This window comes from Pseudomonas sp. FW305-E2 (assembly GCF_058782925.1).
In genome coordinates this window covers 74609-99149 of record NZ_JBYSYE010000004.1, presented here as the reverse complement: position 1 = coordinate 99149, position 24541 = coordinate 74609, and the positions used below count along the sequence as shown (strand labels likewise).

Below are 24541 nucleotides of genomic sequence, written 5' to 3'. Positions count from 1 at the left end.
CCTGCACTTCATTCAGCCGTTGGCTCATTGGCCTTGGCGGATGGCGTCCGCCGAGCGCTGACCATTGACCCTGCCCATGAGCACGCTGCCGTTGCCGGATGCGATGGGAGCCGGCCAGCGCATGCTTGCCCCCGGCAGCACATAGCCCAGCAGGCCTTCAGCCAGTGGCTTGCTCTGGCTGCCTTGCTGCACGACCACATCGGTCAACCGCGCATGGACCGGGCCCGTGTTACGCAGTTCAATGTAGGGCTTGCCCTGCACCGTCACCGGGCGCCAACTGAGCTGCGGCTTGCCCACGCCCTCGGCATTGCGTCTGCCGTCAGGGTCGGCCTTGCCCCACAGCCCTTCGCCGTAGACGAACAGCGGCACCGAATAGCGCATCTGCAAACGAATGGCCGCCGTCGCGCCGGGCTCGGCCTTGTCGACCGGGATGGCGGGCGGAATCTCGTCGATGATGATGCGGTAGGCCTGCTCCTGGCCGGCGGGTGAAGGGCCGGTACGGGTCAGGCGGATCAGCTGCTTCTGCCCGGGTGCAATGTTGGCGACCGGCGGGCTGCCGATAATCTCGCGCTGCGCCTGGAACTGCTCCTGGTAGTCACCCTGGCGCCAGGCGAATACCCGCACCTGCAGGTTTGCCGGCGCAGTGCCACGGTTTTCCAGCCACAACGCACCTGCCTTCTGGTCGGCCTCCAGCACCGGGTCGATCGGCCAGATCAGCACCGAAGTGGCCGCCCAGGCCGGCAGGCTTGCCAGTGACAACAATCCAGTCAATCCACGCGTCCACTTCGCGCCTGCCCGCATGCAGCTCTCCTTAGACACTTGTCAGGGGTGGCGCTGGCCGTTACCAGGTCACCGTCACTTGCACCACATCGGTATAGGTCCCTGCCGGCAACGTGCCGGTCAGCTGGACCCGCCCGTACACCGGAAGCTTGATCGCCGTCGGGTCGGAATAGCTCACCGCCACGCTCTGGCCGATTCCCAAGGCCTGGCTATAGGCGGCGTCCCGGTACAACTGGTAGGCCAGCACTTGCGTGCCACTGGTGCGCTTCAGGTTGCGTGTACCACTGGCACTGTTTTGCCCGCCGTCCAGGCTCATGCTCATGGCCACGCCCGGCGTGCACTGGAACGTTACGGTAGAACCACCCAGCGATGTGCTGAGCAGCCCCGTGGACAACGCCGACTGCGAGCCATAATCGAGCATGCCGTAGCTGGTGACACCCCCCACCACCAGGCACCCGGCAACAACTTGCGCCGTCACCGTGAAGGTACTGGTGGTCACTGCCCCCAATGGGGCGGCCAACAACATGCTGACGCCAGTCAGGCTACCTGCCAGCCAGCCGCGCATGGGTCAGAACGACAACTCGACCGAGATCGTGTCGCTGTAGACCCCTGCGGGCAGGCCCGGCTTGCCGACGGCCTTGCCGTAAAGGTTGACGGTCTGGGCGGCGCCGGTACTGGTCGGCAGAGTGATGGTGTCGTCGACCGCCAGCAACGCCGTACGCCCCGCGTCGGTATAGAGGTCATACGGCACAAAGTTGCCAGAACCATCGGCGAGCGCACGGGTGCCGCCGCTCGACTGGCCGTCATGCAGGCCGGCACGCACTTTGATCACAGGCACCGTACCTGCCGAGCACAGGATGCTCATGGCGCCACCTCCGCCTCCCAACACCTGGGCATCGGCGGTAACGAACAAGGCATCCTGGGTACCGAAGTCCAAGGCACCGAAGTTAAGCCCCGACGTGCCCGACGTGCCATTGACCTGGCACGCCGCAGTCAGCGTCAGGGTCGAGCTGATACTCCCCGTCACCGTGGCCGCCTGGGCCTGGGAAGCCAACGCCAGGCCCAGGCCTGCGAGGACGCAATATGAAAGGTTCGTTCGCATCGGAGTCTCCTTGCGTGGTTACCAGTCCAGGGTCACTCTGAGGGTGTCGCGGTAAAGCCCGGCCGGCAGCGCACGCGGTTGCGCCACTACCACACCGTAGATGGGAATCGGTACTTGCTGGCTGCTGCTGATAGTGAAGGCCCGTGCCTGGCCGACGCCGTAGCGGCTGTTACCGCCTGGGTCGACCGCCAGCTGATAAGGAATCAGTTCACGGCCGTTGCTCAGGCGGCGAATGCCATCGTCGCCATTGAGGCCACCATTGATACGCACGTTGAAGGCCCGAACCTCAGGCGTGCAACTGATCTGCAGGCTGCCCTGGCCGCCCACTTCGTCCACCTGGCTGCGCAACGGCTGGTCCCAGTTCGGACCGCGCTCGCCAAAGTCCAGTACGCCTGGGTCACCCAGCACGGCAGGTTGCGTCTCGTTGCTGCTGATCTGGCAAGACGCGCTGATCACCAGCCGCGCCTGGATGAAACCGGTGGTGCTGCCATGCACCGCACCGCCGGGGACCAGCAGCGGGCCGAGGGTGAGCAAAAGGATCGAAGTGCGGCTCATGGCATGGCGTCCTTGTGCATGGTGGCGTCCCTACCAGGTGACGGTGACTTTCAGCAGGTCGGCATAAAACCCTGCGTTCGGCACCCAGGCCAGTTTGTCGATACGTGCATACAGCGGCAACTCCACCGAACCACTGCCCGGCACACGCGCCGACTGGACCACCCCCACCGCCAGAGGCTCACGCCAGGCAGCGTCACGGTACAAGCGGTAAGGAATGGGCCGCGCCAGGCGATCGTCGCTGGCCAGGTAGCGCAGTTCGCCGACGCCACCATGCTGGCCACCGTCGACCCGCACCTGATAGGGCGTATCCGGGTTGCACTCCAGGCGCGGCGGGCGCTGGCTTAGCAGCACACCGCTCAAGGGCGCGCCAGGGCCATCCAGGCGCGCCGTCGCCCCCAGGTCGATACGTCCCAGGGCCTGAGCTCCCGCATCGCGGGTCTGGTTGACCAGCATGCAGCCACGCTGCACCAGTACCCGCACTTCCACGAGAAAATCCGCCGCCACGGTACTGCCGCTGAACAACAGGCCGAACAGCGCGGCCAGCATGCGCTCCGTCACCTTGTTATCCTTATCGAAACGTCCTGAACTGAGCGTAGCAGTGAGGCGGCGCAGCCGATGTGGCATAACGCCATTTTTTTGTATTAGCGATAAAGCGATACGGTGGCATCAAAAAAAGCCTGTACCGCACAGAACCCGTGGCCACCCCGTGCCTCCAATGGCCAGGAGCCGGTAAATTCGCCGGGATTCTGTTAGGGTGAATTGTATTCGTCCCGCGCCAGACACCTGTGCCGTACACGGACGGACATGACAGGAGCTTTTTCAATCATGACTGCAGACAACTCACTGGCAGACGCCATGGAGCGCTGTGCCCAAGAACCGATCCAGGTTCCGGGCAGCATCCAGCCACACGGCTTTCTGCTGGTGCTGGATGCCACCGACCTGTGCGTGCTGCAGGCCAGTGAAAATGTCGAGCACTGGTTGGGCTTGCCAGCCCGCGAACTGATCGGTTGCCACTTCGCCGACCTGGTTCACGAGGGCTTTGACCTGCACGCGCACCTCACACGGCTTCCCGAAGACGAAGTCTTCCCCTTCCACATTGGCGACGTGCGCTTGCGCCAGGGCGCACCCATCAGTGCCCAGCTGCACATGCTGGTCCATTGCCACGATCAGGTACTGATTGCCGAGTTCGAACCGCCCCGCCTGCCAGCAGACCTGGTCGGGCAAGGCGACTATTACCCGTTGGTGCGCAGCTTTGTCGCCAGTCTGCAAGTGGCCAGCAGTATTGAAGACCTGCTGCAGCAAACGGTGTTGCAGTTCAAGCGCATCACCGGCTTTGGGCGGGTCAAGGCCTACCGTTTCGATGCCGAAGGCAACGGCCAGGTGCTGGCCGAAGTGGCCGACCCAGGCTACCCCAGCTACGCGGGCCTGTGCTTCCCGGCTGCAGACATCCCGCGCCAAGCGCGCGAGCTGTACCGGGTCAACCGTATCCGCGTGATCGAGGATGCCAACTATCAGCCCTCGCCACTGCTGCCCGCAACCAACCCGCGCACTGGCAAGGCACTGGACATGAGTTTCGCTGTACTGCGCAGCGTGTCACCCGTGCACCTGCAGTACATGCGCAACATGGGCACGCTGGCCTCGATGTCGCTGTCGATCGTGGTCGACGGCGAGCTGTGGGGGCTGATTTCCTGCCACCATCAGCAGCCACGCCCGGTGGACCTGCGCACCCGCACGGCCTGCGAGCTGTTGGCCAGCGTACTGTCGTTGCAGATAGAGTCCCGCGAGTCCCATGCCAGCACGCGCAAGCTGCTGGCGCTGCGCCAACACATCGTACGCATGATCTCGTCCATGGCCGACCACGACAGCGTCAGTGACGGCTTGCGCGACCTGCCTCACGTGCTGCTGGCCTTCGCCGACGCCCAGGGCGCAGCAGTGATCTCGGCCGAGCGCTGTGACCTGATCGGCCAGACCCCGCCTGAGGCCCAGGTGACGGCGCTGGTGCACTGGCTAGGCCAACGTGACGAAGACAGCGTGTTCCATAGCGACAACCTGCGCCGCGACATCACTGAGCTACCCGAGCTGGCAAACCATGCTGGCGGGGTGCTGGCAGTGGCCATCTCGCAGATCCACTCGCACTACCTGCTGTGGTTCCGCCCCGAGCAGATACGCACGGTCAACTGGGCCGGCCAGCCGACCAAGCAGGTCGGGCCACAGGGCAACCTCGACCCGCGGCACAGTTTTGAACGCTGGCAGGAAGAACTGCGCGGCTATTGTCAGGCGTGGGACCCACTGGTGATCGAGGGCGTGATGGAGCTGCGCACCGCGGTACTGGGCATTGTCCTGCGCAAGGCCGAAGAGCTGGCACAACTGGCTGGCGAATTGCGCCGCTCCAACAAGGAGCTCGAAGCGTTTTCCTACAGTGTTTCCCACGACCTGCGCGCCCCGCTGCGGCACATCGCCGGCTATACCGAACTGCTTGGCGAAATCGAAGGCCAGGGCCTGAGCGAACGCGGCAAGCGCTTCCTGCAGCATATCGGTGAAGCGGCGCACTTTGCCGGGAGCCTGGTCGACAACCTGCTCAACTTCTCGCAGATGGGCCGCTCGGCCTTGCGCCTGTCCGACGTCGACCTCAACGCCCTGGTCGAGGCCATTCGCAGCGAGCTGGCCCCCGATTACGAAGGCCGCGCAATCGTTTGGGACATCGCCCCGCTGCCCAAGGTGATCGGCGACCCGGCATTCATCAACATGGCCTTGCACAACCTGATAGCCAATGCCATCAAGTACACTCGCAGCCGTACGCCTGCTCGCATCGAAATCAGTGCCGTACAGCACCCTGACGAAACCGAGGTCTGCATCCGCGACAATGGCGTGGGCTTCGACATGGCCTACGCCAACAAGCTGTTCGGCGTCTTCCAGCGCTTGCACCGCATGGAAGATTTCGAAGGCACCGGCATTGGCCTGGCGAGCGTACGCCGCATCATTGAGCGCCATGACGGTCGAGTCTGGGCCACTGGCCAGATCGACCAGGGCGCCAGCTTTCACTTCACCCTACCCCGAAACACTGCTACCTGAGGCACCGCTACCATCATGCTCAAGCCCATTCTGCTGGTCGAAGACAATCCCCGAGACCTGGAGCTGACCCTGCTGGCCCTGGAGCGCAGCCAGTTGGCCAACGAGGTCATCGTGCTGCGTGACGGCGCCGATGCGCTCGACTATTTGCTGCGCCGCAACGCCTATGCCGAGCGCGATGACGGCAACCCTGCCGTGCTGTTACTCGACCTGAAACTGCCTAAGGTCGACGGCCTGGAAGTGCTCAAGGAAGTGCGCGCCACTGCCGAACTGCGCAGCATCCCCACCGTGATGCTGACCTCTTCGCGCGAAGAGCCCGACCTGCTGCGCGCCTACGAGCTGGGGGTAAACGCTTATGTGGTCAAACCCGTGGAGTTCAAGGAATTCGTCACCGCCATCTCCGACCTCGGGGTATTCTGGGCAGTGCTAAACGAACCGCCACCCGGCTCACTGCGACTGAACCGTCGCGGTAGCAACTGAGGCCGCCGCGACGATGCAGCAAACGCCGTTGAAAATACTGATGGTCGAAGACAGCTCGATGGACGCCGAGCTGACCCTGATGCGCCTGGAGCGCAGCGGGCTGCATGTTCAGTCACAGCTGGTGTTCGACCATGCAGGTGTCGAACATGCCCTGCGCCAGGCCCGCTACGACCTGATCTTGTGTGACTGCGTGCTACCAGGCTCATCCGGCACCGAAGTGCTGGCCATCGCCCAACGCCTGGCACCCGACATCCCGTTCATATTCCTGTCCGGCATTTATGGCGAAGAGCACGCGGTGGAAATGATCCGCCTGGGCGCGACCGACTATGTGCTGAAGAAGAACCTGCCACTGCTGCCCAAAGCCGTGCGCCGAGCCCTGAGCGAAGTGCAGGAACGCCAACGCCGTCGCCGCGCCGAAGAGGCCCTGGCGGACGTCGAAGCACGTGCTCGCATTGCCATCGACGCCGCCGGCATGGGCACCTGGGACCTGCGCCCGCAAGAGGGCCTGTTGCTGTGGGATGACCGCTGCAAGACCTTGTTCGGCGTGCCCACCAGCACCGAAATGAGCCTTGAAGTGTTCTACGCCGGCATCTACCCCGATGACCTGCCACTGGTGCGCGAGGCAGTGGAACATGCCATGCGCCCGGAAAGCGGCGGTCATTACCGCGTGGAGTTTCGGATCGCGCAACCCAATGGCCTGGAGCCTCGCTGGTTGCTGAGCAGCGGCCAGAGCCAGTTCGTCGATGATCAGTGCGTTCGCTTTTCAGGCGTACTGCAGGACATCCACACGCAACGCCAGGCCACCCAGGCGCTGCGTCAGCTGAACGAGATGCTTGGCGAGCGGGTTGAGCGCCGTACCCGCGAACGCGATCGTGCCTGGGAGCTGTCGCAAGACTTGCTGGCCGTGCTGAACAAAGACCTGACCCCGGTCGCACTGAACCCCGCCTGGGAAGCCAGCCTGGGCTTCTCGCGCGAACGCCTGAGCCAGTCCTCCTTGCTGCACCTGCTGCCTGAGCACGACCAGGAACAGTTACTCACCGAACTGGCCGCCCTCTCCCACGGCCGCACCAGCGCACGCTTTGTCGGCCGCATCCTGCATGCCGGCGGCCAACAGCGCTGGCTGTCGTGGGTGGTGGTGCCGGAGGACACCCTGCTGTACGTGGTGGCACGCGACATCACCAGCGAGCGCGAAGCCGCCCTGGGCCTGGCAGATGCCAACGCCCGGCTGCGCGAACAGATCAACGAGCGCGAGCGCATCGAGGCCGCTCTGCAGCAGATGCAGCGGCTGGAGGCGGTTGGGCAACTGACGGCTGGCGTGGCGCATGACTTCAATAACCTGCTGACGGTGATACTCACCGGTGCCAGCTTTCTGGAGCGCGACCTGGCCAAGGCCGACCTGGACAAGGCCCGCACTCGCCTCACCCATATCCGCGAAGCGGGCGAGCGTGGTGCCAAGCTGACCTCGCAGTTGCTGGCCTTCTCCCGCCGCCAGCGCCTGGAGCCGGTGCCGCTGAACCTCAACCGTACCCTGGCCGGCCTGGAAGAGCTGCTGCGCCGCACGCTGGGTGGCAACGTTTCGGTGCGTCTGGACCTGGACCTGGCCCTGTGGCAGGCACTGACCGACCCCACCCAGACCGAGATGATCATCCTCAACCTGGCGATCAATGCCCGCGATGCCATGCCCGACGGCGGTCAGCTGACCCTGACAACGCGCAACACCCACATCGACCAGCGCCCGCAACGTCCGGAAGACCCAGACCCGGGCGAGTACGTGATGCTGAGCATCCGCGATACCGGTTGCGGCATGAGCGAAGACGTGCTGGCCAAGGTATTCGAGCCTTTCTTTACCACCAAGGACATTGGCAAAGGTTCGGGCCTGGGCCTGGCCCAGGTGTTCGGCTTTGCCAAGCAGTCCGGTGGCGGCGTGCGCATCGACACCACACTCGGTCGCGGTACCGAGGTGGCGGTATACCTGCCGGCGGTAAAAGAGGAGATGGTGAACGAACCCGTAGCAGCAGTGCTCAGTCAGTCAATCAGCGAAAGCGGCCATAACCGCACGGTGCTGCTGGTGGACGACGACCACCTGGTGCGCGACATGCTTGGCGATGTGTTACGCCAATACGGCTACCAGGTGCGCCAGGCGCACAGCGGCGAGCAGGCATTGGCATTGCTGGATGACGATATTGACCTGCTGCTGACTGATTTCGCCATGCCCGAGTTCAATGGTGCACAACTGGCGCTGGCTGCCCGCGAACGGTACCCCCGCGTGCCGGTGGTGTTCCTGACCGGTTATGCGGAGTTGCAGGGGCTGGAACTGCCGGGCAGCCTGGTGATCCAGAAGCCGGTGCAGGCTGATGAACTGGCCAGGGCGCTGAACGAAATGCTGGGGATTTCCGGGTAACCCGGTACGGCACGACCCGCGCTCAGGAGGCGCGGAGGCGCGCAAAATCACAAACCGCGAAAACGCGAAAACCCAGTGCTCATCTTTCCTGGCACCGGGTTAAATACGTTTGACTCTTAAAAATGGCAGGGGCGGCTGGATTCGAACCAACGCATGGCAGGATCAAAACCTGCTGCCTTACCGCTTGGCGACGCCCCTGTATCGGATGCAGCGTTTGCTGCTCTGACAATTCCAACTGAGTGACAACTGGGTTGTTGTCTTGGAATGCGCGGCACTTTAACAACAAACTTTCGGTCTGTGAACCCCCCTGATAAAAAAAATTGCCAAAAAACAGCGAGTTAGTCATTTCGGCGCTGACGCAGCGACCGTCCGTCGGTTTCCGCCCGCCTCGCTTCAACACAATCGCATTCCGCACTTCCAATCAGGTAAGCCTATCGCATTGACCAAGGAGGACCCCATGCCTGTCTCTCACGACCTCTACCAGGACCTGCACTACCCGCGCGAAATCGTCCAGCAGCGCCGCCAGCAGGACAAGGCGCTGGACCGCTTGCTGGACGAATACATGGACATCGACAACCAGGTGCTGGCTGCCGAATCGATATCGGCCGGTAACTTCGTCGACGAAGACCTGCGCCACCTCAAGGAGCGTCGCCTGGCGGTGAAGTACCTGATCGAGCGCCAACTGGAACGAAAGGCATAGCCCGTGAGGGCAAACAGACGGCCAGACCTATCGCAACAAGTGATGATTGCCCGGCACTTTCTCTATTAGTCAAAATGGCCGCTCTCGGGCAAGCTGCAGGCTGCCCCCGCCATCGCCCAAGGAGCGTCGCTTTTGTCTGCCTGGATCCCTACCCCGCTGCGCCAGCTTGGCCAACGCTTGCGCGGCGCCACCCATCAACAGAGCGAGCTGCTCGGCTGGTTCGAGGACAAGGCGCACAGCCGCGGTTATCAGCTGAGTGACGGCCAGCGGCGGGTAATCCACTGCATGGCCGAACAACTGACGCAGCTTGAACAAGGTCAACCGCGCAGTCTGTACCTGTACGGCTCGGTCGGCCGGGGTAAAAGCTGGTTGCTCGATGGCTTTTTCCAGGCCGTGCCGATAGCCGACAAGCTGCGCCTGCATTTTCATGATTTCTTTGCACGCCTGCACCAGGGCATGCACCGCCACCGGGCGCTGGACGACGCGCTGGGCGCAACGCTGGACGAGCTGGTGGGTGGTTGCCGGGTGCTGTGCTTCGACGAATTCCACGTGCATGACATAGGCGATGCCATGCTGCTCACCCGGCTGTTCAACGCCTTGTTCGCCCGTGGCGTGTACCTGCTGGTGACCTCTAACTACGCGCCCGAAGGGCTGTTGCCCAACCCGCTGTATCACGAACGTTTTCTGCCGGTCATTCGCCTGATCAACAGCTCGATGCACGTGCTCGAAGTCGGTGGCGACACTGATTTTCGCAGCTTGCCGGCCAACCGCGAGCATCAGCGTTTTACCCAGGGTCATTATGTCTGGCCGGGTAATGCGGCGCAGCGCCAGGCGCTGAACGTGCCGAGCGAACAACCGGTGATACTGGACGTGAACAAGCGCCCGCTGCGAGCGCTGGCCATCGATGGCCGGCGGGTGGTGCTGGGCTTTGACGATCTGTGCGAGAAGGCCACTGCGGTCATCGACTACCTGGTGCTGGCCAGGGAGTATGACGAGTGGGTGATCGATGGGCTGGATGACCTCTCGGCGTGTTCGCTGGCGGCTCAGCAGCGCTTCGTCAACCTGGTGGATGTGCTGTATGACCAGGATCGGCGGGTGATTGTCATAGGTAAACGTCCGCTGGAAGAGAGCCTGGGCGGCCCGCTGGCCGACCTGATGCGTACCCGCAGCCGGTTGGGGCAACTGCACCAGATTGCCCCCTGAGCCTGTAGTGCCTGAGCCGGCCCTTTCGCGGGTGAACCCGCTCCTACAACGACCTGCGCGCGTCCTGTGTAGGAGCGGGTTTACCCGCGAATACGGTAGCGGCCGCAACGGTGAACGGCGGGTGGAGATTGGCCAGCAGGCTCGGCCCTTTCGCGGGTGAACCCGCGCCTACGACGGCCTGCTCACGTCCTGTGTAGGAGCGGGTTTACCCGCGAATACGGTAGCGGCCGCAACGCTGAACGGCGGGTGGAGATTGGCCAGCAGGCCCGGCCCTTTCGCGGGTGAACCCGCGCCTACGACGGCCTCTGCCGAACCACCGATGCGCGTCCCGCCCGCGAAGGGCCATCGAGGTCAAACCATCAACCCGCCCTGGGCAAATCCGCCAGCACCGCTTCGATCTCTCCCAGCACTGCCGGGTCATCCAGGGTCGAAGGCGGCACATAATCCTGCCCATCGGCAATCTTGCGCAGCACCGCCCGCAGTATCTTGCCGGAACGGGTCTTGGGCAGGCGCTTCACCAGCCGTACCCGATTGAAACAGGCCAGCGGGCCAATTTCCTCGCGCACGCTACCCACCAGCTCCACCAGCAACTGCGCCTCGGCAATGCCCTCGCCATCCTTGAGTACTACCAGCGCCAACGGTACCTGGCCCTTGATCTCGTCATGCACGCCGATCACAGCACACTCCGCTACCGCCGGGTGCCGGGCGACCAGGTCTTCCATTTCACCGGTGGACAAACGATGACCAGAAACGTTGATCACATCATCGGTGCGCCCCATGATGTAGACGAAGCCATCATCGTCCAGATAGCCGCCATCGCCCGTGTGGTAATACCCCGGATACGTGCGCAGGTAGGCCTGCAGGTAGCGCTCGTGATCCCCCCACAGCGTCTGGCTGCAGCCGGGGGGCAGTGGCAGTGCAATCACGATCGAACCCTGATGGTTGGCCCCGAGCAAGTGGCCTTCGTCATCCAGTACGCGAACGTGGTAACCCGGCACCGCGCGGTTGCTCGACCCTGGCTTCGCCGCGCTGCCCTCCAGCCCGACGCAAGGCGCGGTGACCGGCCAGCCGGTCTCGGTCTGCCACCAATGGTCGTGCACCGGCTTGCCACTCACCCGCTCCAACCATTCATGGGTGCTGGAATCCAGCTTTTCCCCCGCCAGGAACAGTTGACGCAGCGAGCTGAGGTCATGCTTGCGAATCAGGTCGCCCTCCGGGTCTTCCTTGCGGATGGCGCGCATGGCCGTAGGTGCACAGAACAGCGCGTTGACCTGGTACTGCTCCACCACCCGCCAATAGGCCGAAGCATCCGGGGTGCGGATCGGCTTGCCTTCGTAGAACACCGTGGTACAGCCGCTCATCAACGGCCCATAGACGATCAGTGAATGGCCGACCACCCAACCGACGTCGGAAATGCCCCACCACACATCGCCGGCCTGCATGCCATAGATATGGCGCATGGCGTAACACAGCGCCACGGCATTGCCGCCGTTTTCCCGGACGATACCCTTGGGTTTCCCGGTGGTGCCCGACGTGTACATGATGTACAGCGGGTCGCCGGCATCCAGCTCGACGGGCGCCACCGGCTCGGCGCCGGCCAAGGCCGCCTGCCAGTCCAGGTCGCGGCCTGGCAGCAGTTCAGCGTGCGCCTGTGGCCGCTGCAGCACCAGCACATTGCGCGGCTGGTGACGGGCCAGTTGCAGGGCACGGTCAACCAGTGGTTTGTATGCAATGACCCGGTCGAACTCCAGCCCGCACGATGCCGTCAGCAACAAGGTGGGCCGGGCGTCATCGATGCGCAGGGCCAACTCGTTGGCGGCAAAGCCACCGAACACGACCGAATGCACCGCGCCGATCCGCGCGCAGGCCAGCATCGCCATGGCCGCTTGCGGCACCATGGGCATGTAGATGATCACGCCATCGCCCTTGTTCACCCCCAGCTGGCGCAGCAAACCGGCCAGGCGTGCTACCTCGTCGCGCAACTGGTTGTAGGTGTAGGTCTGCTGCACGCCGGTCACTGGCGAATCGTAGATCAGCGCCAACTGCTCGCCCCGGCCCTGCTCGATCTGGTGATCGAGGGCCAGGTAACAGCTGTTGAGGCGGCCGTCAGCGAACCAGCGGTGGGTACCGTCGGCGTTGTCTTGCAGGGTCAAGGCAGGCTTGCGGTGCCAGGCCAGGTGTGCGGCCTGTTCCGCCCAGAACGCGGCAGGGTCGGAAATGGAATGGGCGTAGCTGTGCTGGTAGCTCATGTCGTTAGAAACCCGGTACTTGTTGTTATTGAAGGGCGAAACTTGAGTATGGACCGCTATACCCGCGCCGCCATGGGACTAAAGTCACAACCGACCTGCAAATTTGCAGACAACGCAATAGCGCCCCATAACGGTGCAAAGCCTCTAGAATAGGCAACCCCTTCAAACACCGAGCAGCCCATGGACATCGATCAGGCCCGTACCTTCCTGGAAATAGTGCGTTGCGGCAGCCTGGTCGCCGCGGCCGAACGCCTGTTCGTGTCACAAACCGCGATCACCGCGCGCGTGCAGCGCCTGGAACAGCAACTGGGTTGCCAGCTGTTCGTGCGTAGCCGCAGCGGCGCCAGCCTGACCAGCGATGGCGAAGCGTTCGTCAGTTATGCCAACCAGTTGGTGCAAACCTGGGAAGCTGCGCGCCGCGACCTGCCGTTGCCTGAAGGTTGCCAGCAGGTGCTGCATGTGGGCGGTGAGGTGAGCCTGGGCAACCCGATGATGCTCGACTGGGTAAGTGCCCTGCACCGTGAACTGCCCAGCCATGCCATCCGCAGCGAAGTCAGCGATGGAGAGTCGCTGCTGCGAAAGGTCGAGATGGGCTTGCTGGACGCCGCGCTGGTCTACCAGCCGACCTACGGTCCAGGCCTGCAGGTGGAACAGTTGATGGAAGAGAAGCTGATTCGCGTGCGCCGGGTCGAGCGGCCCGAGCCGTACATCTACATCGACTGGGGCGAGGCCTTCCGCCGCCAGCATGATGCGGCCCTGCCCGACTGCGCGCGCCCGGCGCTTAGCTTCAACCTTGGCCCGTTGGCCCTGCAGTTCATACTCGACCAAGGTGGCAGTGGCTACTTCCGCACGCGGGTGGTGCAGGCCTATCTGGACAGCGGCGTGTTCGAGCGGGTACCTCAGGCTCCGGAGTTCACCTACCCGACCTTTCTGGTGTACCCGCGAAAACGTGACAGCGAAGCCCTGCAACAGGCCTTCGCGATCCTGCGCCGGCTGGTCGCTGCCGGCGCCAGCGACTGGTCACAGCGCTGGGACCCGGTTATCTGAAGCCTCGGTCTTGCTGAGCAACTGACGCTTGAGGCCGGCAATCAGGTCGGTCTGGGTGATCACCCCCACCAGCGTGTCGCCATCAAGCACCGGCAAGCAGTGCAGGCCTTGTTCGCACAACAAGGGCAGCAGGCGTTCCAACGGGTGCTGGCTGCTGACACTGACAACCCGCCTGCTCATCACTTGCGCCATGCGCACTGCCTGGCGGCCGAACAGACCGCGCCAGCTGAAACGCCCACGCTGCATCGCCGGGCCAACCAGGTCGCTGAGGCTGACGATGCCTACAAGCTCGCCGTGCTGCAGGACTGGCAGGGTTTTCAGGTGATGGCTGGCGAGCATTTTCCAGGCCTGCTCCAGCGTGGTATCAGGCGTGACGAACTGCACATCGCGGGACATCACCGAGGCCGCGGTGATACCGCCAAGGCTGCGCTGCAGGGCGTGCTGCTCGGTGGCGAGGATGATGCGCTCCAGCTCGTCACGGGTGACATCGACGAACTCGCCCAGCTCTTCCAGGGCCTGGTCCAGGTCTTCACTGCGGATGCCGACCCGCTCGCCGGGCAGCGGGTCATGGGTGTGGTACAGGTCTTTGCGTGGCACCGTGCCTTTCGGGTAGCGCACACCCGTCAAACGGTTGTAGGCGATTGCCACTGTCACCAGGATCAGCGCATTGAGCAGCACCGGCTCCAGCAGGTGATCGCCCATGGCGGTCAACCCCGGGTCGGCCAGCACCGCGCTCACTGCCACACCGCCACCCGGCGGGTGCAGGCAGCGCAACAGGCACATGACCAGGATCGAGATGCCGAGCGCCGCAGCGGCCACCCACAGCTCGGCGCCGAAGCCTTCACGCATGGCCAGCCCCACTGCACCCGCCAGGGCGTAGCTGCCCAACAGCGGCCAAGGTTGGGCCAAGGGGCCGGAATGCACCGCAAACACCAGTACCGCCGAGGCTGCCAGCGGGCCGAGCAAGTGCAGGGCGATGCTGGGGCCATAGACCATGCTGGTCAGCCAGCCCGCGAGGAAAAGCCCAAGCAGCGCACCGATACCGGCACGCAACCATTCTTTTGGGGGGATGTTGAGAGGGGCCGGCAACAGCCGCTGCAGACGACTTTCGGAACGCGAGGCAGACATTTGGGCAATCGGGATCTTTGGTTTTTCTGTTTAAAAAGAAAGCCCAGCCGAGTTGGCCTGGGCCTCGTATTGCGCATGCAATACCACAAGGGGCTCCGTCCGTGGAGAGATGGAAACCGCAGGGTTTCGTGGGGGGATTTTGCCGGGTGGGGGGAATTTGGGCTAATTCAAAAAACTGCGGCTGTACTGCAATTTTTTTGCAGTACTGATAGGGCCAAAGGGGCACTGCGCGCCCTTTCGCGACACAAGGCCCCACAGGGGATTGCGTACCCCTGTGGGAGCGGCCTTGTGTCGCGATGGGCCGCACAGCGGCCCCGGCATTAACGAGCCTTGCGCGGCAGGTCGATGCTCACTCGCAACCCGCCCAGCGGGCTCTCCAGCAAGGCCAGGCGCCCGCCCCATGCGTCAACGATATCGCGCACGATGCCCAACCCCAGCCCATGCCCAGCCACCTGTTCGTCCAGCCGCGAACCACGCTCCAGCACCTGCTGCCGCTGGTCTTGCGGTATACCCGGGCCATCGTCATCAACCCACAGCCGGTAGCCCTCGGCGTTCGGCGCGATACCCACGCGCACTTCGCTGTCTGCCCACTTGCAGGCGTTGTCCAGCAGATTACCCAACAGTTCCAGAACGTCCTCGCGGTCCCAGGGCAACAACAGCCCGGGCGACACATCACTTGCCAGCAGCAGGCCCTCGCCATGAATCATGCCCAAGGTCCCGAGCAACCCCGGCAGTTCGGCATCACAATCGAACTGCGCGCCCGGCAGCGCATCCCCTGCCAGACGTGCACGGTTCAGCTCCCGCGCCAGGCGTTCCTGAATCTGCTGCAACTGCTCACGCATTTGCGCGCGCACCTCCGGCAGACCCTGCAAGCGTTCACTGGAGGCCAGACTCAGCAGCACCGCCAGCGGCGTCTTCAGCGCATGGCCGAGGTTACCGAGGGCATTGCGTGAACGGCGCAGGCTGTCTTCGGTATGGCTAAGCAAATGGTTGATCTGCCCCACCAGCGGTACCAACTCGCTGGGCACCTCGGCATCCAGCTGCGAACGCTGCCCCTGCTGCAGTTGGGCGATCTGCTGGCGCGCCCGCTCCAGCGGCCGCAGCGAGCGGGTAACCGTGATGCGCTGCAGCACCAGAATCAGGATCAGCGCCACCAGGCCCATGCCCAGGCCGATCTGCTGCAAGCGCCGAAAACCTTCGCGCACCGGCGAATAGTCCTGAGCCACACTGATCGAAATGTCCTGGCCCAGGCGCCGGTAGTCGGCACGCAGGGCCAGCAGTTGCTGGCCTTCCGGGCCGAGTTCATGGCTATCGGAAAGCCCGGGCGCTGCGGGCTTGGGCATGTCCAGGTCCCACAGCGAACGAGACCTCCAGGTACCCTGGTCGAAATCGATGCGGAAGTAGTAACCGGAAAACGGCCGCTGATAGGCAGCCGAGATGCGCCGCTCATCCAGCTGCAGGCCGGAAGGCCCGCGCACCAATGCCACCAGAAGGTTCTCGCTTTCGTTGCGCAGGCCGTTTTCCAGATAACGTTGCAGGCCGGCCTCGAACAGCCACAAGGTCAGTTGCGCCAGCACCACGCCGACCACCACCAATACCGCCACCAGGCCCAGGCTCAGGCGCGCCTGGATCGACTTCACTCGCCGCTCCCGGCATAGATGTAGCCTTGCCCGCGACGGGTTTCGATCACACTGCGGCCCAGCTTGCGGCGCAAATGGTTGACGTGGACCTCCAGCACGTTCGAGTCGCGCTCGGTTTCACCGTCGTAGAGGTGCTCGGCCAGGTGGCTTTTGGACAGGATCTGCTGCGGGTGCAGCATGAAGTAGCGCAGCAGGCGGAACTCGGCGGCAGTCAGTTGCACGTCCACACCCTCGCGGCTCACGCACTGACGGCTTTCGTCAAGGTGCAGGCCGGCCGCTTCCAGCTTCGGCTGATTGGCCAGGCCACGGGCACGGCGCAGCAACGCCTGGATGCGCAGTTGCAGCTCCTCGGGGTGGAAGGGCTTGCTCAGGTAATCGTCAGCCCCGGCCTTCAACCCTTCGATGCGCTCGGCCCAGGAGCCGCGGGCGGTGAGGATCAATACCGGTGTGGCCAGGCCAGCGGCGCGCCACTGGGCCAGCACGTCCAGGCCAGGCAAGCCAGGCAGGCCGAGGTCCAGGATGATCAGGTCGTAAGGCTCGCTTTGCCCCTGGTAAACCGCGTCACGGCCATCAGCCAGCCAGTCCACGGCATAGCCCTGGCGCTGCAGGCCGGCGGTCAGTTCATCGGCCAACGGTACGTTGTCCTCGACAAGCAACAGGCGCATTCAGTCATCTTCCTCGTCTTTGAGCAGGGCGCCGGTGCTGGCATCGAGCTTGATCTCGCGTACCACACCTTCAGTCGTCAGCAACTCGACTTCATATTCGTAGCGATCATCCTCTTCTTCCAGCTCGGCTTCCAGCAGACGCGCCCCGGGGTGACGCCCCAGGGCGGTTTCGAGCAGTTGTTCGAGCGGCAGGATGATGCCCTTCTGACGGAGCTTCAGGGCTTCATCCTGGTCCAGGTCGCGGGCAACAGCCAAGGAGCAGACGGCAAGCAGCGAGAGCGCCAGGTAACGTGCCGTCCGGGATACATGGATCATCAGTTGTCTCGTTCGTCCTTGAGCACCTCACCGGTCTTGGCATCCATGTCGACGTCCCATTCGACGTTCTGCGGATCACGCAGTTCGACCTTGTAGATGTAGCGGCCGTACTCGTCTTCAAGCTCCGAGTCAGTGACGGTGGCGCCTGGGTGCTTGGCCACGGCAGCGGCCTTGAGTTCGTCCAGCGACTTGATGGTCTTGGCGTTGACCAGTTTGACCACTTCGTCAGGCTGAACGTCCTTGGCGAAGGCGGCATTGGCGCCCAGGGCGAGGGCAGCGGCGGTGATCAGGGCAGTCATGGTTTTCATCGTTCTTCTCTCCTGAGAACTGTGCAAGTTGTCTACGGGGTTAAGATTAACCAGCGGTCCTTAATTCAACCTGAAAACAGCTGGCGGCATGATAGCGCAGTTACGCCGCCAACCCGACTCGGCCCCGTGCAAGGTGCGGCCTTGTGCTGCGAAAGGGCCAATACAGGCACCTACAGGTGTGTTATCTGTAACGGCTGCTTTTCGCCCAAGAGACCCGCCATGAGCGCCATCCACATCAAATACCCCGCCCTCACCTTCAAGGCCGGCCAGCGTGCCTTGCGACACATCCGCGAGCGCGGCCTGCAGGCGGCCGATGTCGGGGTATTGCCGGGCGCGGCGGGTGGGCCGAAGCCGCTGGGCATCCAGGGCCTTGACCTGGCGCTGTTCGGCGAGTGGCTACCCTCGGCACCCCGTCAGCGTGCCCTGATCGGTGCTTCGATCGGTGCCTGGCGCTTTGCCAGCGCCTGCCTCGACGACCCGGTCGCCGGCATCCGTCGCCTGGGCGAGCTATACACCGAGCAGGATTTCGCCAAGGGCGTCACCCCGGCCGAAATCAGCCGCAGCTGCCAACGCATGCTCGATGACCTGCTGGAGGGCCGCGACGGCCAGCTGCTGGCCAACCCACACTACCGCCTGAACATTCTGGTGGTGAAAAGCCATGGCCAGCTCGCTCACGACCATCGCGGCCGCCTGGGCCTGGGCCTGGGCTCGGTGGTTGCCAGTAACCTCCTGGGCCGTTCGCGCCTGGCCCGCCACTTCGAGCGCATCATTCTGCACGATGGGCGCGCCGCGCCTCCGCTCGACACGCTGACCGACTTCCCCTCACGCTACCTGCCGCTGGACTTGACCAACCTGCGCCACGCCCTGCTCGCTTCCGGGTCGATACCGATGGTCATGCAGGGCGTGAAGGACATCCCCGGTGCCGGCGCCGGCACCTACCGCGACGGCGGCCTGCTCGACTATCACCTCGACCTGCCCTACCGCGGCGACGACCTGGTGCTGTACCCGCACTTCACCGACAAGGTCGTACCCGGCTGGTTCGACAAGGCCCTGCCCTGGCGCAAGGGCGATGCCACCCGCCTGCAAAACGTGCTGCTGATGACGCCTTCGCCGCAATACCTGGCCGCCCTGCCCTACGGCAAACTGCCCGACCGCAACGACTTCAAGCGCTTCATAGGCGATGCGCCAGGGCGCAAGCGCTATTGGTACAAGGCCATCGCCGAAAGCCAGCGCCTGGGTGATGAACTGCTGGAACTGACCGCCACCGGGCGGCTGCATGAACGCCTGCAAGCCTTGTAGCGGCCATGCTGGTAGACTGCGCGCATTATTGATTCACACAGAGTTATGACAGCGTGGAAATTTTCAAGGAATTCACATTCGAATCGGCCCACCGCCTGCCCCACGTCCCTGAAGGGCACAAATGCGGCCGTTTGCATGGCCACTCGTTCAAGGTCGGCCTGCACCTGACCGGCCCGCTCGACCCGCACACGGGCTGGATCCGCGACTTCGCCGAAGTCAAGGCGATCTTCAAGCCGATCTATGATCAGCTGGACCACAACTACCTGAACGACATCCCCGGCCTGGAAAACCCCACCAGCGAAGTGATCGCCAAGTGGATCTGGGACCAGGTCAAGCCGCTGATGCCGGAGCTGTCGAAGGTGCGTATTCATGAAACCTGCACCAGCGGTTGCGAATACACCGGCGACTGATTCGCCCGGCTCACTGGCCCTGCGCGCTGCCCATGGCATCGCGCAGGAAGCTGGGGGCGATGTAGCGCTGGTAGTGCGCCTCTGAAAGCAGGAAGAACTCGCGATCGATCGCATCGCGCAATTGGGGCAGTTCCCAGTCACGGAACTCCGGCAGCAACACCATGCCATAGGCCTCCAGGTCACGGATCATCCGCGCCCCGCGGGCAATCAGCTGGTAAGCCCAGCAATACGCCGACTGCTGCTCGACAAAGCGGATGGAGCGCTGCTCCAGTTGCTGGCGCAGCAGGCCTTTGTCGAACACCTCAAGCTTGGCCATCATCACCTGCACCAGCAGCTGCTCAAGGCGCAACCACACGGCGCGCTTTTGCGTGTCGTCGTAGCCGTTCCAGTGGATCACTTCATGGTGGAAACGCTTGCAGCCACGGCATACCGTGTCTCCATACACCGTGGAGCAAAGGCCGACACATGGGGTTTTGATGGATTGGTTGGACATGGAAAAACAACAGCTTGGCGATGGAACACAGGCCCATGTTAGCCCTTTGTCTAACCAGGGTCACTCGTTAAAGTCATGAACACCGCCTTACCTTCAGGCTTTTTTTACCGTAGAATCACCCGGCCTTTTCAAAGGCAACAATGTCCGTTGGAAGCTGTTTTCAAAGCGTCACGAGCACAGTTGATCCGGTAGAACGGCGTTGGCCCGGGCCATGCATCCCTCGCATGCCCGCGCCAGCCCTCATCAGTCCCGTTCTGCAGGCGTAAAACTTTGAAAGCAGCTTCTGTAAGGATTCCTTGCGACCCTGGTTGGGCGGCCCACAAAGCCGCAGCAGCGCATGGGTGCACTGAATGCTGGATAAGCGTCCCGGACCCCCTTTAGGGACCACTGATGAGGGAAATAACTGTGCTTGAAGCCTACCGCAAACACATCGAAGAGCGCGCCGCCCTGGGTATCGTTCCCCAGCCGCTGAACGCCGAACAAACTGCAGGCCTGGTCGAGCTGCTGAAAAACCCGCCGGCCGGCGAAGAAGCCTTCCTCGTAGACCTGATCACCAACCGCGTACCGCCAGGGGTCGACGAAGCTGCCTACGTCAAGGCCGCTTTCCTCTCCGCCGTCGCCAAGGGCGAAGCCAAGTCGCCACTGATCGACCGCAAGCACGCCACCGAACTGCTGGGCACTATGCAGGGCGGCTACAACATCGAAACGCTGGTCGCACTGCTGGATGACGCCGAACTGGGCGCCGTCGCGGCCGAACAGCTCAAGCACACCCTGCTGATGTTCGATGCCTTCCACGACGTGGCCGAAAAAGCCAAGGCCGGCAACACGCACGCCAAGGCCGTCCTGGAATCCTGGGCTGCCGGCGAGTGGTTCACCTCGCGCCCGGCCATCGCCGACAAGTACACCCTGACCGTGTTCAAGGTGCCTGGCGAAACCAACACCGACGACCTGTCGCCTGCCCCGGACGCCTGGTCGCGCCCTGACATTCCGCTGCACGCCCTGGCCATGCTGAAAATGGCCCGCGACGGCATCGAACCGCAGCAGCCTGGTTCGGTCGGCCCGCTGGCCCAGATCGAAGCCGTCAAGGCCAAGGGCTTCCCGGTCGCCTATGTCGGCGACGTGGTCGGTACCGGTTCCTCGCGTAAATCCGCTACCAACTCGGTACTGTGGTTCTTCGGCGACGACATCCCTTACGTGCCGAACAAGCGTGCCGGTGGCTTCTGCTTCGGCACCAAGATCGCCCCGATCTTCTACAACACCATGGAAGACGCCGGCGCCCTGCCGATCGAATTCGACTGCACCAACCTGGGCATGGGCGACGTCATCGACGTTTACCCATACAAAGGTGAAGTACGCCGTCACGACAGCGACGAGCTGGTCACCACCTTCGAGCTGAAAACCGAAGTGCTGCTGGATGAAGTCCGCGCTGGCGGCCGTATCCCGCTGATCGTCGGCCGCGGCCTGACCGAAAAAGCCCGCGCCGAGCTGGGCCTGGGTGCTTCCGACCTGTTCAAGAAACCAGAGCAGCCTGCCGATTCCGGCAAGGGCTTCACCCTGGCGCAGAAAATGGTCGGCCGTGCCTGTGGCCTGCCAGAAGGCCAGGGCGTGCGCCCAGGCGCCTACTGCGAGCCAAAAATGACCACCGTCGGCTCCCAGGACACCACGGGCCCGATGACGCGCGACGAGCTGAAAGACCTGGCATGCCTGGGCTTCTCTGCTGACCTGGTCATGCAGTCGTTCTGCCACACCGCGGCCTATCCGAAGCCGATCGACGTCACCACCCACCACACCCTGCCAGACTTCATCCGCACCCGTGGCGGCGTGTCGCTGCGCCCGGGCGACGGCATCATCCACAGCTGGCTGAACCGCATGCTGATGCCTGACACCGTAGGTACCGGTGGCGACTCGCACACCCGCTTCCCGATCGGCATCTCGTTCCCGGCCGGTTCCGGCCTGGTGGCCTTCGCTGCCGCCACCGGCGTCATGCCGCTGGACATGCCAGAATCGATCCTGGTGCGCTTCAAGGGCAAACTGCAGCCAGGCATCACCCTGCGTGACCTGGTTCATGCCATCCCTTACTACGCCATCCAGAAGGGCCTGCTGACCGTCGAGAAGAAAGGCAAGAAAAACGCCTTCTCCGGCCGCATCCTGGAAATCGAAGGCCTGGACGAACTGACCGTCGAGCAAGCCTTCGAGCTGTCCGACGCCTCGGCCGAGCGTTCCGCTGCCGGTTGCACCATCAAGCTGCCGGAAAAGGCCATCGCCGAGTACCTGCAGTCCAACATCACCCTGCTGCGCTGGATGATCGGCGAAGGCTACGGCGATGCCCGCACCCTGGAGCGCCGTGCCCAGGCCATGGAAGCCTGGCTGGCCAAGCCTGAGCTGCTGTCGGCCGACGCCGATGCCGAATACGCCGAAATCATCGAAATCGACCTGGCCGACGTCAAGGAGCCTGTGCTCTGCGCGCCGAACGACCCGGACGATGCCCGCCTGCTGTCCTCGGTACAAGGCGAGAAGATCGACGAAGTGTTCATCGGTTCGTGCATGACCAACATCGGTCACTTCCGCGCTGCCGGCAAGCTGCTGGAGAAGGTCAAGGGTGGCATTCCGACCCGTCTGTGGCTGGCTCCGCCAACCAAGATGGACGCTCACCAGCTGACCGAAGAAGGCTACTACGGCATCTACGGCAAGGCCGGTGCACGCATGGAAATGCCAGGCTGCTCGCTGTGCATGGGCAACCAGGCACGTGTGCAGACCGGTTCGACCGTGGTCTCCACCTCGACCCGTAACTTCCCGAACCGTCTGGGCGACGCGACCAACGTGTACCTGGCATCGGCCGAGCTGGCCGCTGTCGCTTCGATCATCGGCAAACTGCCGACCGTCGAAGAGTACATGCAGTACGCGAAAGACATCGACAGCATGGCTGCCGACGTTTACCGCTACCTGAGCTTCGACCAGATCGCCGAGTTCCGCGAAGCGGCAGCCAACGCCAAGATCCCGGTGGTCCAGGCGTAAGCTGAGTTACACGCTGTAAACAAAGCCCCGGCAGCGATGCCGGGGCTTTGTTGTTTGGGCCTGTGCCGGCCGCTTCATATCACAAACAAGTCCACGAACCTGTGCACAGCCGTGCCTTCCAGCTTCTGCTGGTCCTTGCACAGTTCGAAAACCTGCTGACACCGCTGCCGGGCAAAGCGGGTCGCCAGGTTGGCCCTGAACTTGGCCTCCAGCAACGGTATCCCCTCCCCGCGCCGCCGACGATGCCCGATCGGGTATTCCACCACCACTTGCTCGGTGCTGCTGCCATCCTTGAAGAACACCTGCAGCGCGTTGGCGATCGAACGCTTGTCCGGCTCCAGGTACTCGCGACTGAAGCGCGGGTCTTCCACCACCTCCATCTTCTCGCGCAGGCGGTCGATACTGGGGTGGTTGGCATGGAAGGCGTCCTCATAATGCTCCGCCACCAGATGACCAAAGATCAGCGGCACGGCCACCATGTACTGCAGACAGTGGTCACGGTCGGCGGCATTGGCCAGTGGGCCGCTCTTGGAGATGATGCGGATCGCTGATTCCTGGGTGGTGATGACGATGCGGTCGACTTCATGCAGACGATTACGCACAAGTGGATGCAGGGCTACTGCTGCCTCACAGGCGGTCTGCGCATGGAACTCAGCAGGGAAACTGACCTTGAACAGCACGTTCTCCATCACATAGCTGCCCAACGCCTGGGGCAGGCGCAGCTCGTACTGCCCGGCGGGCTTGAGCGCCAGGTCTTTGTTGGTGTGGCTGAACGAAACATCGTAGAACCCCCACTGCGTCGCCGTGAGCACGCCTGGCACGCCCATCTCCCCGCGCAAGGCGATGTCGGCCAGGCGCACACCTCGGCTGGAGGCATCACCCGCAGCCCAGGATTTGCGCGAACCGGCGTTGGGCGCGTGGCGATAGGTTCGAAGGGCCTGGCCGTCGACGAAGGCGTGGGACAAGGCCGAGAGCATCTGCTCACGATTGGCCCCCATCAGCCTGGCACATACGGCGGTCGAGGCGACCTTCACCAAAATCACGTGATCGAGGCCGACGCGGTTGAAGGCGTTTTCCAGCGCCAGTACGCCCTGGATTTCATGCGCCATGACCATGGCCTCCAGCACATCACGCATCAGCAGTGGCTGTTCACCCGCGGAAACACGCTTCTGTGACAGGTGGTCAGCCACTGCCAGGATGCCGCCAAGGTTGTCCGAGGGATGAGCCCATTCGGCGGCCAGCCAGGTGTCGTTGTAGTCCAGCCAGCGCACCGTGCAGCCAATGTCCCAGGCGGCCTTGACCGGGTCGAGGCGATAGGAGGTGCCGGGGACGCGAGCACCATTCGGGACCAGCGTGCCTTCCACCTGAGGACCAAGGAGCTTGGTGCACTCAGGGAAGCGCAAGGCGAGAAGGCCGCAACCGAGGGTGTCCATCAGGCAGTTGCGCGCGGTGTCCAGGGCCTCGCGGGATTCGACCCGGTAGCCGAGGGCGTAATCGGCCAGGGTTTGTAGCACCCGGTCGTAATCCGGGCGGTCGTTGAGGTCTACGTTGGCGCTCATATCCAGCTCCCTTCAGAATTGCCGGGGCTGCTGCGCAGCCCTTCGCGGGCTTGCCCGCTCCCACAGGTTGACCACGGCATTCAGAACCTGTGGTTACCCTGTGGGAACGGGCAAGCCCGCGAA

General features: G+C 63.5%; 22 protein-coding genes and 1 tRNA gene. 9 read left to right on the top strand and 14 right to left on the bottom strand.

Annotated elements, in window-relative coordinates; genetic code table 11:
- Positions 1-24: 24 nt before the first annotated feature.
- Genes AC3WLP_RS05615 through AC3WLP_RS05595 form a run of 5 tightly spaced genes read right to left on the bottom strand, consistent with a single transcriptional unit; the run spans position 25 to position 2995 of the window.
- Complete coding sequence (locus tag AC3WLP_RS05615) at positions 25-801, bottom strand: fimbrial biogenesis chaperone (RefSeq protein WP_012052958.1); 777 nt, start codon at positions 799-801, stop codon at positions 25-27.
- A gap of 40 nt (positions 802-841) precedes the next feature.
- The gene (locus tag AC3WLP_RS05610) at positions 842-1345 is read right to left on the bottom strand and encodes a Csu type fimbrial protein (protein WP_017147732.1); all 504 of its coding nucleotides are present in this window, start codon (positions 1343-1345) and stop codon (positions 842-844) included.
- A gap of 3 nt (positions 1346-1348) precedes the next feature.
- Positions 1349-1882 (bottom strand): Csu type fimbrial protein, encoded by a 534-nt coding sequence (locus AC3WLP_RS05605; RefSeq protein ID WP_088512896.1) that lies wholly within the window; start codon positions 1880-1882, stop codon positions 1349-1351.
- Between the two features lie 18 nt (positions 1883-1900).
- Positions 1901-2437, bottom strand: a complete 537-nt coding sequence (locus tag AC3WLP_RS05600) for a Csu type fimbrial protein (protein WP_010953317.1) — start codon at positions 2435-2437, stop codon at positions 1901-1903.
- 30 nt (positions 2438-2467) lie between these two features.
- Positions 2468-2995: a Csu type fimbrial protein gene (locus AC3WLP_RS05595; RefSeq protein WP_088512897.1), complete on the bottom strand. Its 528-nt coding sequence runs from the start codon at positions 2993-2995 to the stop codon at positions 2468-2470.
- 267 nt (positions 2996-3262) lie between these two features.
- On the opposite strand from AC3WLP_RS05595, the gene AC3WLP_RS05590 reads away from it, so the two are divergent.
- From AC3WLP_RS05590 to AC3WLP_RS05580, 3 genes are read left to right on the top strand one after another with little or no spacing between them, the layout of a single operon-like run.
- Positions 3263-5509, top strand: coding sequence for an ATP-binding protein (locus AC3WLP_RS05590; protein ID WP_012052963.1), 2247 nt, complete (start codon positions 3263-3265; stop codon positions 5507-5509).
- 15 nt (positions 5510-5524) lie between these two features.
- Positions 5525-5986 (top strand): response regulator, encoded by a 462-nt coding sequence (locus tag AC3WLP_RS05585; protein WP_003250360.1) that lies wholly within the window; start codon positions 5525-5527, stop codon positions 5984-5986.
- A 13-nt stretch (positions 5987-5999) separates the two neighbouring features.
- Positions 6000-8387, top strand: a complete 2388-nt coding sequence (locus AC3WLP_RS05580; protein WP_014753816.1) for a hybrid sensor histidine kinase/response regulator — start codon at positions 6000-6002, stop codon at positions 8385-8387.
- A gap of 123 nt (positions 8388-8510) precedes the next feature.
- On the opposite strand, the gene AC3WLP_RS05575 is transcribed toward AC3WLP_RS05580, so the two are convergent.
- Positions 8511-8585 (bottom strand) — tRNA-Gln (locus AC3WLP_RS05575).
- Positions 8586-8844: 259 nt separating this feature from the next.
- Between AC3WLP_RS05575 and AC3WLP_RS05570 the strand changes: the two genes are divergently transcribed.
- Both AC3WLP_RS05570 and zapE read left to right on the top strand, forming a co-directional pair.
- On the top strand, positions 8845-9087 hold the full coding sequence (locus AC3WLP_RS05570) for a hypothetical protein (protein WP_012052965.1): 243 nt from the start codon (positions 8845-8847) through the stop codon (positions 9085-9087).
- A gap of 132 nt (positions 9088-9219) precedes the next feature.
- On the top strand, positions 9220-10290 hold the full coding sequence (gene zapE, locus AC3WLP_RS05565; protein ID WP_014753817.1) for a cell division protein ZapE: 1071 nt from the start codon (positions 9220-9222) through the stop codon (positions 10288-10290).
- Between the two features lie 359 nt (positions 10291-10649).
- On the opposite strand, the gene AC3WLP_RS05560 is transcribed toward zapE, so the two are convergent.
- The gene (locus tag AC3WLP_RS05560; RefSeq protein WP_014753818.1) at positions 10650-12539 is read right to left on the bottom strand and encodes a propionyl-CoA synthetase; all 1890 of its coding nucleotides are present in this window, start codon (positions 12537-12539) and stop codon (positions 10650-10652) included.
- Positions 12540-12719: 180 nt separating this feature from the next.
- Between AC3WLP_RS05560 and AC3WLP_RS05555 the strand changes: the two genes are divergently transcribed.
- Positions 12720-13586, top strand: coding sequence for a LysR family transcriptional regulator (locus tag AC3WLP_RS05555; protein WP_004573884.1), 867 nt, complete (start codon positions 12720-12722; stop codon positions 13584-13586).
- Here the strand turns inward: AC3WLP_RS05555 and AC3WLP_RS05550 are convergent.
- From AC3WLP_RS05550 to AC3WLP_RS05530, 5 genes are all read right to left on the bottom strand, one after another.
- Entirely contained in the window at positions 13560-14714 is a 1155-nt protein-coding gene (locus AC3WLP_RS05550) for an HPP family protein (protein ID WP_088512899.1), read from the bottom strand. The two genes, AC3WLP_RS05555 and AC3WLP_RS05550, sit on opposite strands and share 27 nt — an antisense overlap.
- A gap of 320 nt (positions 14715-15034) precedes the next feature.
- A complete protein-coding gene (locus tag AC3WLP_RS05545; protein WP_088512900.1) occupies positions 15035-16354 on the bottom strand; it encodes an ATP-binding protein in 1320 nt (439 codons plus the stop codon).
- Positions 16351-17019 (bottom strand): response regulator transcription factor, encoded by a 669-nt coding sequence (locus AC3WLP_RS05540; protein WP_003250345.1) that lies wholly within the window; start codon positions 17017-17019, stop codon positions 16351-16353. The genes AC3WLP_RS05545 and AC3WLP_RS05540 overlap by 4 nt, the downstream gene beginning before the upstream one ends.
- Positions 17020-17334 (bottom strand): PepSY domain-containing protein, encoded by a 315-nt coding sequence (locus tag AC3WLP_RS05535; protein WP_088512901.1) that lies wholly within the window; start codon positions 17332-17334, stop codon positions 17020-17022.
- The gene (locus AC3WLP_RS05530; RefSeq protein ID WP_088512902.1) at positions 17334-17642 is read right to left on the bottom strand and encodes a PepSY domain-containing protein; all 309 of its coding nucleotides are present in this window, start codon (positions 17640-17642) and stop codon (positions 17334-17336) included. The genes AC3WLP_RS05535 and AC3WLP_RS05530 overlap by 1 nt, the downstream gene beginning before the upstream one ends.
- Positions 17643-17861: 219 nt before the next feature.
- Here AC3WLP_RS05530 and AC3WLP_RS05525 point away from each other — a divergent pair, with 219 nt between their 5' ends.
- A complete protein-coding gene (locus tag AC3WLP_RS05525) occupies positions 17862-18941 on the top strand; it encodes a patatin-like phospholipase domain-containing protein (protein WP_088512903.1) in 1080 nt (359 codons plus the stop codon).
- Between the two features lie 53 nt (positions 18942-18994).
- Positions 18995-19351, top strand: coding sequence for a 6-carboxytetrahydropterin synthase QueD (queD, locus tag AC3WLP_RS05520; RefSeq protein ID WP_003250327.1), 357 nt, complete (start codon positions 18995-18997; stop codon positions 19349-19351).
- Positions 19352-19361: 10 nt separating this feature from the next.
- On the opposite strand, the gene AC3WLP_RS05515 is transcribed toward queD, so the two are convergent.
- The gene (locus AC3WLP_RS05515; protein WP_088512904.1) at positions 19362-19844 is read right to left on the bottom strand and encodes a DUF1289 domain-containing protein; all 483 of its coding nucleotides are present in this window, start codon (positions 19842-19844) and stop codon (positions 19362-19364) included.
- A gap of 405 nt (positions 19845-20249) precedes the next feature.
- Here AC3WLP_RS05515 and acnB point away from each other — a divergent pair, with 405 nt between their 5' ends.
- A complete protein-coding gene (acnB, locus tag AC3WLP_RS05510) occupies positions 20250-22859 on the top strand; it encodes a bifunctional aconitate hydratase 2/2-methylisocitrate dehydratase (RefSeq protein ID WP_012053050.1) in 2610 nt (869 codons plus the stop codon).
- Between the two features lie 74 nt (positions 22860-22933).
- On the opposite strand, the gene prpD is transcribed toward acnB, so the two are convergent.
- Positions 22934-24418, bottom strand: a complete 1485-nt coding sequence (gene prpD / locus AC3WLP_RS05505) for a 2-methylcitrate dehydratase (RefSeq protein WP_088512905.1) — start codon at positions 24416-24418, stop codon at positions 22934-22936.
- Between the last annotated feature and the right edge of the window lie 123 nt (positions 24419-24541).